This is a genomic window from Xanthomarina sp. GH4-25 (assembly GCF_045363175.1).
Classification (GTDB): domain Bacteria; phylum Bacteroidota; class Bacteroidia; order Flavobacteriales; family Flavobacteriaceae; genus Xanthomarina.
Genome location: NZ_JBJFLO010000001.1, coordinates 514,161 through 527,103, shown reverse-complemented (window position 1 = coordinate 527,103; position 12,943 = coordinate 514,161). Strand labels below are relative to the sequence as shown.

At 33.1% G+C, this 12,943-nt stretch carries 14 protein-coding genes; 1 reads left to right on the top strand and 13 read right to left on the bottom strand.

Going from position 1 to position 12,943, the window contains the following annotated elements:
* Positions 1-6: 6 nt before the first annotated feature.
* The 13 genes from ACI5KZ_RS02445 to ACI5KZ_RS02385 form a co-directional block, all read right to left on the bottom strand.
* Entirely contained in the window at positions 7-936 is a 930-nt protein-coding gene (locus tag ACI5KZ_RS02445; RefSeq protein WP_406846777.1) for a hypothetical protein, read from the bottom strand.
* Positions 933-1,592 (bottom strand): acetyltransferase, encoded by a 660-nt coding sequence (locus ACI5KZ_RS02440; protein ID WP_406846776.1) that lies wholly within the window; start codon positions 1,590-1,592, stop codon positions 933-935. Before ACI5KZ_RS02440 ends, ACI5KZ_RS02445 begins: the two co-directional genes overlap by 4 nt.
* Before the next feature lie 93 nt (positions 1,593-1,685).
* Positions 1,686-2,318, bottom strand: a complete 633-nt coding sequence (locus ACI5KZ_RS02435; protein WP_406846775.1) for a class I SAM-dependent methyltransferase — start codon at positions 2,316-2,318, stop codon at positions 1,686-1,688.
* A complete protein-coding gene (locus ACI5KZ_RS02430) occupies positions 2,315-3,022 on the bottom strand; it encodes a WbqC family protein (RefSeq protein WP_406846774.1) in 708 nt (235 codons plus the stop codon). Before ACI5KZ_RS02430 ends, ACI5KZ_RS02435 begins: the two co-directional genes overlap by 4 nt.
* The gene (locus ACI5KZ_RS02425) at positions 3,019-4,092 is read right to left on the bottom strand and encodes a DegT/DnrJ/EryC1/StrS family aminotransferase (protein WP_406846773.1); all 1,074 of its coding nucleotides are present in this window, start codon (positions 4,090-4,092) and stop codon (positions 3,019-3,021) included. The genes ACI5KZ_RS02430 and ACI5KZ_RS02425 overlap by 4 nt, the downstream gene beginning before the upstream one ends.
* A 16-nt stretch (positions 4,093-4,108) precedes the next feature.
* A complete protein-coding gene (locus ACI5KZ_RS02420; RefSeq protein WP_406846772.1) occupies positions 4,109-4,741 on the bottom strand; it encodes a sulfotransferase in 633 nt (210 codons plus the stop codon).
* 23 nt (positions 4,742-4,764) lie between these two features.
* Entirely contained in the window at positions 4,765-5,676 is a 912-nt protein-coding gene (locus ACI5KZ_RS02415) for a glycosyltransferase (protein ID WP_406846771.1), read from the bottom strand.
* 6 nt (positions 5,677-5,682) lie between these two features.
* Complete coding sequence (locus ACI5KZ_RS02410) at positions 5,683-6,762, bottom strand: glycoside hydrolase family 99-like domain-containing protein (RefSeq protein WP_406846770.1); 1,080 nt, start codon at positions 6,760-6,762, stop codon at positions 5,683-5,685.
* A gap of 15 nt (positions 6,763-6,777) precedes the next feature.
* Positions 6,778-7,620: a glycosyltransferase gene (locus ACI5KZ_RS02405; RefSeq protein WP_406846769.1), complete on the bottom strand. Its 843-nt coding sequence runs from the start codon at positions 7,618-7,620 to the stop codon at positions 6,778-6,780.
* 1 nt (position 7,621) lies between these two features.
* Positions 7,622-8,029, bottom strand: a complete 408-nt coding sequence (locus tag ACI5KZ_RS02400; protein WP_406846768.1) for a GNAT family N-acetyltransferase — start codon at positions 8,027-8,029, stop codon at positions 7,622-7,624.
* A 28-nt stretch (positions 8,030-8,057) separates the two neighbouring features.
* Complete coding sequence (locus tag ACI5KZ_RS02395; RefSeq protein ID WP_406846767.1) at positions 8,058-9,287, bottom strand: polysaccharide ABC transporter ATP-binding protein; 1,230 nt, start codon at positions 9,285-9,287, stop codon at positions 8,058-8,060.
* A 97-nt stretch (positions 9,288-9,384) separates the two neighbouring features.
* The gene (locus ACI5KZ_RS02390) at positions 9,385-10,230 is read right to left on the bottom strand and encodes an ABC transporter permease (RefSeq protein ID WP_406846766.1); all 846 of its coding nucleotides are present in this window, start codon (positions 10,228-10,230) and stop codon (positions 9,385-9,387) included.
* Between the two features lie 495 nt (positions 10,231-10,725).
* Complete coding sequence (locus tag ACI5KZ_RS02385; protein WP_406846765.1) at positions 10,726-10,923, bottom strand: hypothetical protein; 198 nt, start codon at positions 10,921-10,923, stop codon at positions 10,726-10,728.
* Between the two features lie 781 nt (positions 10,924-11,704).
* Between ACI5KZ_RS02385 and ACI5KZ_RS02380 the strand changes: the two genes are divergently transcribed.
* Positions 11,705-12,454, top strand: coding sequence for a hypothetical protein (locus ACI5KZ_RS02380; protein ID WP_406846764.1), 750 nt, complete (start codon positions 11,705-11,707; stop codon positions 12,452-12,454).
* The last annotated feature ends 489 nt before the right edge of the window (positions 12,455-12,943 follow it).

Here is a 12,943-nt window from a genome sequence, read left to right as displayed (position 1 = left end):
TTCATTTTATAAAATTGCATATCCAAACCCTGTTTCACCAAACCCATTCCCATTATAGAAAAGGTATTTTTTATTTTTAAAACGCACCACATTTGGATAAGATTGCATCATACTATCCCAACCTTCCTTTGAAATGTCAATGCCTGCTTCTTGATCTTTTCGTTTCCAAGAAATCCCATCTACAGATTCGGCATACCCAATTCTGTAAGCACTAAATTTATTTACTCGATATTCTGAGGCCTTTCTATAAGCATACCACATTTTATAAATACCATCTTCCTTTAATACAGAGGCACTAACTATCCCTCCTTCATTAGCATCTTTAAAATCAATAGCTATAATTCCTTCCCGGTTCCAATGTATCCCATCGGTAGACTCTGCGTATTTAATATGATAATATGGCTCCATTTTCCCCTCTATCTCAAGCCATTTTACACAAGACAAATACCACATGCGCCAAAGTTTATTTTCTATCATTACATAAGAGGTACCTGTAAAGTAGGGCTCTAAATGTGTGGAAGGCATGATGGAACCTTTATACATTTTTTCAAATGTTTTTCCATTATCTAAACTTACAGCCAAACCAATAGCATTATGATAGGGAACCGTTTGTTTAATAGTCCAACCAATATAATACATGTATTTCTTACCATGATGTGAAACTATAGATGAAGGCATAACTCCCGAATCGTCAAAAGTTCCTGGCTCTCCTAAACTAAATAAAAAGTCAGGATGTTCATAAAGTATATGCTCTGGGTTCCCTGCTTCTACTTCTATATAACTTATCTGACTTTGTCCTTTAGCATTTCGGCTGGAATAATAAATGCGCCACATGCTATCAGTTACCATATCAACCACAGGACATTGGGCATGACTTTTATTCCATGCATGTTGTCCTTTAACATTAAAAATCACTCCTTTTTTATCCCAAATCATATAGCTACTTCCATGCTTGGTTTATCAATTTTCTTTGCTGGATGCCCTACATAGGTACTCCACGGCTCTGTACTTTTTGTTAAAGAAGCAGACATAGCAATTAAACTGCCTTTGGCTATATGTAACCCATCTCTAATAGTGGCATTAACACCAAAAAAACTATGAGTGCCAACTATACAATGTCCCGAAAGCACTACGTGAGAAGTAAACATAACATGATCTTGAATCTCACAATGATGCCCAATATGGTTGCCACTCCACATAATAACATTATTACCAATAGTCGTAAAAGGTTGTATGGTATTGTCTTCCAAAATAAAACAATTCTCACCTATAGTATTATTAAATAAAGTAGCTTTTGAACTAATATAACTAATAAATTGATACCCTTTTTCTTTAGCTTCCAGATAGACAGACGCTCTTAAAGTATTCATTTTTTTTGGTGACATAGGTGCAAAAAACAGATATTTAGATGATGGGTAATCTTTATCTACACTTTCAAAAGCAACAACAGGCAGACCCTTAAATGTTTTTGTTTCTGGCAAATAAGCTTTATGAACACAAAAAGCTACTACTGAATAATCACTATCGTTCTCTAGATAATAATGTGCCAATTCAGCAAAATCTTGAATTCCAAAAATAATAACCTCTTTCATGTGTTTATGTTTATTTCTTTTCAATGGTCACATGTAACTTCCATACAATCGCCTTTCATTTTTCACTTTTATTTTGTCCTGGATGTTTCATATTTATTTATAAATATAGACGGTATATTCATACAGTCCATAATCGTTTCTAATTATAAAATTCCGTGACAATTGTTTGGTCATAAAATCTATTAATAAATCTGTTGATAAATGAAATAAATCCCAACGTTCCCAATCTACAGCTTTAGACATGACATTAAATGCAATACCTTTGTCTGCTTTATTAAAAAGCACCAAAAGCAATTGCTGCATGTATGCCCACATTGCCTCAAAAGTTAATTCTCTTTTTTCTGTAAAAACACCATTACAAACAATATAATCAAAAGAAGGCAATTTTGATGCATCCTTTAAAACATCTAATTGATAATAGGTGTTTTCTGGGTATTTCTCCTGAGCCAGATTTACAAACTTTTTTGTTATATCTAAACCAGAATATGTAACCTTAGAAAATGTATGTTCCAACATATATTGATAGAGATGAGACGTACCACAACCAAAATCTAATAAAGAAACCTCTTGACTTTCTTTTTTAAAACGCATAAGGTCTAACATAATACCATAACGCTTTTGAGCATCGCTTATATTTGGCCAATCCATTCCTAAATGGGTATCACCATGTGTGTTTAAACAATTTTCGTAATGTGCAATAATTTTTTTGTAAGCGTCCTCTTTCATTTTAATTTATAAGCATTTATCAGATTCAGGATGTCCTGTTTAGAATTAAACATCATGACATCTATAATAGATAACCAAGGTACAAATTCATTATTAAATTGTTGGTAGTTAATAGGTAGGGATTCTAAAAAAGTCAATGCAATTCCTTGATTTTTAAAATAAGCTTTACTATACAATTCTTGACCACCAACAGCATTATAATACTCTTGGCCATGTTCCTTTTTTACTATAGCAATCAATCTATCTTCTCTCCCATCTTTAAAACTTTCTGCATGTGCTTCAGAACTCACTTTAAAAGTTGTATCCAAATCTAAATAGTTTGAAACTAGTTGAACGCTCTCCATAGCAAATTGAGCGATGCTTTGATTAGGTTTTGCTGAATTAAAAAAGGTCTCCAACAAGGGCATAACTTGATTAAAAAATGGGGCTTGTAGATAGTTTTGTCTAATAGATATTAAAAGTTTTTTTAAAGCTGGCGATTCGGCATCAATTACAATTTGATTTATTCTTTTATTTTGACTTATCCCTTTACAAGGGATGGTAAACCTTGTTTTTCTGTTTTGAAACAAGAGATTGTTTCTATGTATAAAACCTTTTTTAATAAAATTCACATCATCGTAAAACACAAAGATATCCACAGCTTGAATGAGTTGAAAATACCCAATGTATGGAAATATATATGGCTGCATGATGGCTACTTTCATATATGTTCTAGAATTATAGAGATGATTTGTTCTTGGGATGCCTTTTCTAAATCTGGGTATAAAGGCAAACACATAACCCTTTCGGCTACAGATTCTGAAACTGGACATGACACACTTTCAATATATGGCAAGGTATTTAAACTAGGGTAAAAATAACGCCTTGGAAAAATGTCTTGGGCTTCTAATGCCTGCTTTACCGAAAGCAATTGCGCTTGGTTTTTAAAAATTACGGGGTAATAACTCGCATTCCATTGGGTTTCAGGTCGAATTTCTAAAGTTTGTATATAGGTGTTTTTAAATGCCTCCAGATACTTTGATACTAAAGTGTGCCTTTTTTCAAGAATGCTTTCTAAATAAGGTATTACGGCTAGTCCCATAGCAGCTTGAGGCTCACTCATTTTAGCATTAATACCTATGCCTTGAAAGGCTTCATTCCCTTCATGTCCAAAGTTATGATGATAAAACAAACGATTATTAAGTTCTGTATTATTACAAAATACAGCACCTCCTTCTCCCGTATGAAACAATTTGGTGGCATGAAAACTACAGGTACTCACATCACCATAATTAAAAAGAGATTTCCCTTTATAAGTCACCCCAAAACAATGGGCAGCATCATAAATGACTTTGAGGTTGTGTTTTCTTGCAATGTCTTCTATAGCTTCAACATGGCAGGGGTTTCCAAACACATGGGTTGCTAAAATAGCAGATGTTCTTGAGGTAATAACAGCTTCAATCTTTGTTTCGTCTATAGTTAAATACTCTGGATGAATATCTACAAAAACTGGGGTACAGCCCTCCCAGACAATACTACTGGTAGTTGCTACATAACTAAAGGGTGTAGTAATAATGTCTCCTGTTAAGTTTAATGCTTTTATGGCTATTTGCAAAGGCAAAGTACCATTAGTCATGGCTAATACATTTGGCACGTTTAAATAGGCTTTTAAAGAAGCTTCAAGTTCTTGTACCAAAACACCTCTATTGGTCATCCAGCCTGTGTCCCAGGCACGTTTTAAAATGCTTTGATATTCGGCTTGAGGGGGTAAAAACGTTTTGGTAACATGAATCATACAACTTATTTTGGTGTTAGGTTTTATTTTTCCAAGGAAAATCAGTTCGGGTTATGGGTTGCCCTAAAAACTGACACAATTTAGCATAATCAGTGGACTTTGAAACATTGATTACCAATAATTTTTCTGGTCTGCTTTTAAAATAGTCTTTAACGGTTTGGTTATAATTTAAATAAAAACGCATCATAAGGTCTTTATTGTAAATATCGTTTTCAGGAGTTGGATAAATATATCTATTTGCATTAAAACTATAGCCTTTATAACGATAGCTAGCCTGTTTTAAATGCATAGCAGTTGGAATGGTTTCTCCATCGGCCCACAACTTGGAATGAAACTTGGTTAAAGACACGTACCATTGTTCTGCATTGTCTCTTTCTGTTAAAATAAATTTAGCATTTTTAAAAGCCACATCTAAATGTTGATAAGTATAAGGCAAGGAAAAAGGAATGTCTTGAAAAGCTTGGGCTGTGTTACAAAATTTAATAATTTTATTAAAATCCCTAGCATGCCAAGCATCTAACAGCAATTCTCCTTCTATTTGATTGCCCAACTTGTATCCAAAACCATGTAATACGGCTTCTATAGTAGTGGTACCAGTTTTATTGTGACCTATACAGAATATTTTTTCTTTAGGTTTCTTAAATAACATAAATAGTATGAATTGAATATTTTTTATTTTTTAAAATAATGTTTTAAACCACGTAATTTTAAATGTATAAGTGCTTTAACTTTCAGCGTTCTAAAATATACTAGAATTAAATTAAAAAAATGTTTAAATGGCAGCCCTTTATTAACAAATAAAAGTTTTTCATATTTAGACAATATAACCTTTTGTTGTTTTTTGGTAAAACTATCTAATTTTATATTAACTAAATAATTATAAAACAAAAGTTGCGCTTGATGTTTCTGTTTTAAATTATCTGTCTTACTTGAAATATGTAGATTGGACATCCTAATGGACACTGTTGCCTCGTTAATTGAATATATAGGTAATCCATCAGAAAAATCAAGCCAAGCCCTATCGTCAGAGTGCCATGCTAATGGATAATTAACAAATCCAAACTGATTGTATTTTGCTTTAGAAAATATATATTCTGATAAGGTACTTCTGTTTTCACCTATAATTCTTCTATAAAAGGAAGTGTAAGCATTTTCTAACTCTGGTTGCTTGAAAATAGAAGAAGTTGTTTTTGTTATTTCATTTATCACATGGGTTGCAAATCGAATAACATAACTGCTATTATAAAACAACTCGTGGTGTTTAAAAAAAGATTCTACAACTGTAAGCTCCAAAACATCATCGTCTCCTAAAATCATTAGCCAAGGTTCGTCTTGTGCCAGTGCTATACATCTGTCCCACTGCTTTGTTAAAGAATCTTGACCCAAATTATTATGAAATCTATGGTATATAAAATCAAATTGTCCTTTAAAGTGTTCAAGTAAAAAATCTGGAGATTCTGGACTTGCATCATCCCCTATATAAACTTTAAAACGCTTATCTGTTTGATTGGCTAAAGAAACGAGTGTGTCTTCAAAGAAAGTCAATTTATAATAGGGAATAATAATGGCTAATTCAGCTTTCATCTTATTCTATTTTTCTTTTTTAATTGCTCTTCTTGTTGCTTCTAGATAGGCGTTTCCATACTTTTTGCAAGGTTCTAAATGATTGCCCTCTGCCCACTCGTTCATGGCATTTATAAATATAAAATTTTCTTCTTGAGAATAAGGTTTAAATTGTTTTATTAATGCATAAAGCCATTTAAAATAAGAATGTGGATTACTTCCAATACAAATTACTCCATTGCTTTGTTTTCTTGGGGTATTATCAAAATTTGGCGTGACACTTTTATAGAGTTTAAAATGAGGTTGCTCTCTTTCAATACTATCTTTTACGGCTTTTTTATAGTCCCTAAAATCTAATTGATTAGGTTTCCTTAAACCTAATTTATATAGAATTTTATTTGTCAAACTTGGTCTAAACTTATGTTTTATTACCAAATGTGGAGAGAACTCTACAGCAGCATCAAAGCCCTTATCTTTGGGGTTAATTATGGTATTAAAGCTCTCTACATGACAAAGATATAAATCTTTATACCCAAACTCATTCTTGGCTATGTCTCTCCAAATATCTAGTGTTTTTATAATCTCTGGAAATAAATCCTGTCTATATATTAAAAAAACCGGGCAGCCATTAACTTGTATATAGCGTTCATCTTTAAAAACATGTTTACATAACCAACGAATGTGTGTTTTATCATCTTCAAAACTGTAATCTTGCTTCATTAAAATATCGGCATCTTTCCCATCCCAACGTCTCGTCCAGTTTTCATTGGCCCAACAAAACATAAAAGGCATGTCCGGTTTTTTTAATCGAAGCATATCATCAATGGGTTGGTCTAAGAGTCTTTTCCCATTAAACCAGTAATGGTAATAACAAAACCCATACAGGCCATGGTCTTTAGCCAATTGGGCTTGAGCTTCCCTTACAGCCGGCAAGCGCAAATCGTAATAGCCTAAGGTGGTTGGGATATGTGGTTGATAATGGTTATTAAAAAGTGGTCTTGCTTTCTTTACATTAGTCCATTCTGTAAACCCTTCTCCCCACCAAGCATCATTCTCTGGAATGGGATGAAATTGTGGTAATACAAAGGCTATGGGTCTAATATTCATGATGATTTTACTCTTTTATAGTTTAAAACAAGCTTTTAATTTATTTTTTACCTTTCTAAAAAAAACAGCACTTTTACGTTGTTTTTTATACTTAGTTTTAAATTTATCAATTTCATTTTTTAAATATTCTTTTGATTTAGTGTCTAATGGAACTCTATTATAAACTGTACTAAATGTAAAAATGGTCATTTTTAATTTTAATAATCTGCTTTTTCCAGACCAAACACCTTCTTGATGGCTTCTATAAACTGCCATTACATCATTTAGTTTTTTTATTTTTTTATCCTTAATAGCAATCATATAAAGTACCCAATCTCCAATAGGAACTTTTGAAAACCATTTTGGAAGAGTAAAATTATTGCGTAGCATGACTGATGGTGTATGAATATAATTGCCTTGAGCTAAATCAACTACTGTTGTCGTTTCATTTACATTTCTTGTTATGAAATCTGACTCTAAATGTTGTGTATCCTCATTAAAAACTTTAATGCTATGAAAGCAAATATTATAATCTAAATTGGCATCCAAAAAATCTACTTGTTTTTGTAATTTCAAAGGATCAGTCCAGTAATCGTCGCCTTCACAAAGTGAAATATACTCCCCTTTATTAAATCCAAATGCCTTAACGAAATTTGGCTGCATTCCTATATTTTTGCTATTACAATTATATATCACACGTTTAGAAAACGGGTGTTCTTTAAGGATTTTTTTTATAATTTTATCTGTAGAATCAAGAGAACAATCATTTGAAACAATCAATTCAAAATCAAAGTTTGTTTCTTGCATTAAAACACTATTGATTGATTTTTCAATATATTTTTCATGATTATAAGTCATCATTATGATACTCACCTTCATTTTAAATATCTTTTTCCATGTAAATAAATCTTCCCTTTTTTTCCTTAACTAAAAAACCATTTTCTAAATAAAATTTTTTTGCTCTTTCATTTTCTGTTAAGGTTTCTAAGCCAAACTTTTTAAATCCCCTATCAATTAAATAAGATGTTGTCATATCAAGTAAGAATTTTCCAATATTTTTAGACCTAAAATCTTTATTTACTGCAAGCATCGTTAAATAAGCTACTTTTGTTTCAAAATTATTAGCATAGAAAGCTATAAAACCTATCAACTGATTTTCTTTATAGAATGGTATCACAACAGCTGATCTAACTATCTTATTTACATATTCATTAATATTAATTTTTATGAATTTGTTGTCAAATTCAATATTTATTTCCTTTAGTAAATCAACTAAATCTTTATTCATAATTGTATGATATTATAGAATATATTATTCAATTTAAAATATTTTCAAATGTTGATTCCAAATAAAAAGGAGGCCAAATTTCTTCTTCGTCCAATACTTGAAAAGACAAGACACCATTAATGCGCAACATAGGTTCTTTGGAGCTTTTTTTAGCAACAGAAATATTTATGGTATAAATACCTTTAGATAATTGAATCTTTTTGTGCAAGATAGCAAAAGAGATGGTGTTATTATAAATTTTTAAATCGGTTTCCTTATTGCTTTTTAACAAGGCTACTGGTCTTTGTTCTTTATCGAAAATGGAAACAAAAAACAATGGCATATCGATATCATACGCCAGTTTAAAAGTAAATTTAAGTTTTAAATCTGCTCCCCAATGTAACTGTGGTATCACATTCTCAGTGTTTTGGTTACAGTCTAATTTAGCTTCCAATAAAGATATTTGATGGTCTGTAAAAACAACATTGGTGTCGTTATTTGTAAACCTAGTATAATATAAATCAATAGCTTTACCAACATCCAACCCTTGAAACTGAGAGATACCATGATCCATTAAAATCACTTGGTTGCAAATACGAGATATCATTGGCATAGAATGAGAGACAAAAAGAATGGCAGTTTGTGGCAAAATAGTATCAATGGTTTTAAAACACTTTAGCATAAAACCCAAATCCCCTACAGCCAATACCTCGTCTATAATCAAGACATCTGGTTCCATTTGTGCAGCTACGGCAAAACCCAAACGCACTTTCATCCCAGAACTATAGTTTTGCACAGGCATGTCTATAAACTCTTGCAGTTCTGCAAAATCTATAATGGCCTCTAGCTTCGAATCTATTTCTTTTCTTGAAAAGCCTAGAATAGCCCCATTATTATAAATATTTTCACGGCCACTTAAAATAGGGTTGAAACCGGCACCCAATTCAATAAGGGCTCCTACGCGTCCTTTTATGGTTACTTTACCAGCATCTGGATTAATAAGCCCATTTAATATTTTTAAAAGAGTTGATTTTCCAGCCCCATTATGACCTATCAAACCCAAACACTCCCCACGACGTAACTCAAAGCTAATATCTTTTACTGCCCAAAATTCTTTAGGCCTAAGCTGTCTTTCAGCTTTATTACCGGTAATATTAGAAAACAAATCTTTAACACCATACCACAAACTGGTCTTCAAATCTTTACAGTACTTTTTGCTTAAGTTTTCTACTTTTACAAGCACTTCGTTATCAATTATTTTAGGCGTTTCTTTAGACATGCATATATCCTTTTTATTTCTCTTAAATCTTAAATTTTAAATTCATAATTCTGCAGCAAATTCAACTAGTCCCTTATCCCTTTTCACTTTTTCCTTCCTAGGCACTCAATCGCTCAACTATTATAGGTATAGATATTTTATAAAATAATAAAGACAAAATGCCTAACGGAATACAACATCCTAATACCAATAAAAAATAGCCAAGATGTTCTGGTGTATGACCTACAATAAGATCTCTCCCCGTCAATATAACTGGCGTTAAAGGATTTAATTCCATTAGTGTTTTCATAATCCCTTCTTTAGGAATAGCATAAACAACGGGAGTGACATACATAACAAACTGCATTCCAAACTTAACTATTCTACCTATATCTGTATATAGAATACCAATAGGCGTTAAAAACAAACCAATGGTTGTTCCAATAATAATAGCTCCTAAAATAGCTAATGGAAACAACAACAAGCTCCAATGAAAACCAACGCCATAAATAAAAACAAATACTAATAATAAAAGTATTTTTATGGAAGTTGTAAACAATAACTTATAAATACCAGAAATAATTAAAGCCTCTTTAGGAAAATTTATTTTAGATAAAATAGAACGTGCCCCATTGGTACTGGCTGTAGGCGAGTCTATAGAGTCTGTTAATATAGACCATAATAAGGTGCCTGAAAAGGCATATAGAGGATAAGGAATTCCGGTATCTGTAAGTTGAACCGTTCCTGAATTATTTAAAAATATCCAAACAAAAGCTGTTGCTAGAGGCATGACAAAAGCCCAAAACACACCAAGGTATGATTGTCTGTATTGTGCCTTAATATCTCTTGTGGCCAATTGTCTGGCTAAAAACCTTGAACTGTAAATAGCAGTAACACTTTCTTTTAACAGTTTTGCTAAATTTATATTATTTTCTTTTTGGTAAACCCGAGTTTCTAGAGCCATGAAAATTTCTTGATGCTTTAATACTAGTGCAATTTTTTGCTTTTGGCTAATATAAACAAAGCCATTTTAAAAATAAAACATTACCAAGATTAGAATTGAAAATTATTAAATCCCCCTTTGCCAGCCATGTCATTGCGAGCAGGATCGAGGGTTAAGTAATAGTCCAGTGGACTATTTTACCGAAGAGGCCAGATGGCGCAGTAGAAAAGCAAAGAATCCCCTTGTCATTCAGAGCAGGATCGAGCGTTAAAAAATAGTCCTGTGGACTATTTTAGCGATGAGGCCAGATGGCGCGTTGGAAAATTAAAGAATCTCTAATGTCATTCAGAGCACCATTGTCATTCAGAGTGAAACGCAGTGGAACGAAGAATCTCTAATGTCATCCAGAACATCATTGTCATTTAGAGTCTCCTTGTCATTTAGAGTCTCCTTGTCATTCAGAGCGTAGCGAAGAATCTCTACTTCTTTTTTCAATAGAAAACAGAAAACAGACAACTACCCCTCCTTGACCCCCTTATTAATCATTAAAAATACATCTTGATAGGGCAATCCCAAATAATCACAAGCTTCACGAATGGTTACTAATTGGTGTTTGTCTTTTTTATGTAAAAGCTTAATATCCCGAATCACATCACGAGCATACCTATCACCTTTCCCGGTAATAAAAGCAATCTCTTTGCTATAGATACACATACGATAATACATAGAAAACAATAAATAGGTTCTACAAAATCCATGATTTTGATTAGTTTTTAATCTTAGTTTATTTCTTAGGGAGGAGTGTTTCTATTACTATTTTCAACGTAATAAATAATCATTTTCTTACATTATTAAGAAATATTTAACACGACCAAAATACAATTCCTAATTTTTACCTTAAAATTCAAAGTATAAAGCCAATCATTAACGAATACGGCGACTTAACAACACACAACCCAAAACTGATAACTGACATCTCACAACCGATAACAGATAACACATAACAGAAAACCGACTCCCCACGTCACTTCGAGTGAAACCGAAGAATGAGGTTTTGTATCGAGAAGCAACTCTCAACAGAAAACCCACAACCAATAACCTATATGAATGCTTCATAGATACTGTATGGATACTGTATGGATAATGTATGTGATATCCCATTCATACAAAAGACTACAAAATGGTATAAAACGGTAAAAACAGGCACGGTTATCAGCAAAAGTAAAAAAGCAACGGTAACAGGAATATCTGAACCTTTTCCTACGATATCAATCAAAACATACGTCATCAATCAAAAACAAGCAACTCGGCAATTCCAACATGGAGGTAAAGCTCTTTCTATATAACTTTAAATGACAGTTACAAAAATAGAATTCAGTAATTAAAAACAGCGATCGATGTTTAGTGCACCTGAAAGACATTTGGTAACAAAAAATAATGTTTAACAAAGCGACTCACAGAAACAAAAAGTGATTCGTGATAATTCATAAAAATTATGCCAAAATTAAAAAGCATAATCAAGATCGAAGGAACCCTGGACGATCTTACCTTTTACAAGGGCAAAGAAGGGTATTTAGTTAGAACCAAAGGAGGCGTGAGCAAAAAAAGAATCAATAGCGATCCAGCTTTTGCTAGAACTCGTGAAAATGGGACGGAGTTCGGACATTGCGCTACTAGTGGTAAAACACTAAGACGTGCTATTATTAGCCTGTTATCAGATGCAAAAGATGATAGAGTAACATCGCGTTTAACACAAACGATGTCTTTAGTTAAAAATCAGGATCTAATATCTGCTCGTGGACAAAGACAAGTCTCAATTGGTTTAGCAACCCCTCAAGGGAGAGCAGATTTAACAGGGTTTGATTTTAATATAGAGGCTATTTTAAGCTCTGTATTGTTATCCGATTACACGCTTAACCCAGCTAATGGGGAAGTAGAAATTATTGATTTCATGCCCATCCAGAATCTACATACCCCAGAAGGTGCAACACACGTGAGTTTCACCTCTGGATTTTTAAATTTAGATTTCGCTACAGGCGACAAAGACTTACAACTAAGTCCGGTGCAAAATATGATTATTGATGGCACAACATCAAATGTCGTATTAACACCAGCTGGAGTCCCTGTAGGTACTGGAAACGAATTGTTCTTTTTAAAAGTAGCATTTTTTCAAGAAATCAATGCCATTCAGTACCCACTGAACAACGGAGCCTACAATGCACTTCAAGTCATTGAGGTCTTATAACCCTTTGGGTGTCGTAGTTAAAAGCGAACATGAAAGTGTTCGCTTTTTTTTATGTCATTCAGGTCGCCCTTGTCATTCAGAGTCCCCTTGCCATTCAGAGCACCATTGTCATTCAGAGCATAGCGAAGAATCTCTGACTGTCTACACTATAGATTCTTCAGTCGCAAAAATGCTCCTTCTGAATGACACAACCATTGTCATTCAGAGTGAAACGCAGTGGAACGAAGAATCTCTAATGTCATTCAGAGCCCCATTGTCATTCAGAGTGAAACGTAGTGGAACGAAGAATCTCTCATGTCATTCAGAACACTATTGTCATTCAGGGTGAAACGCAGTGGAACGAAGAATCTCTAATGTCATTCAGAGTCCCCCTTGTCATTCAGAGTGAAACGCAGTGGAACGAAGAATCTCTAATGTCATTCAGAGCGCCATTGTCATTCAGGTCGCCATTGTCATTCAGAGTGAAACGCAGTGGAACGAAGAATCTCT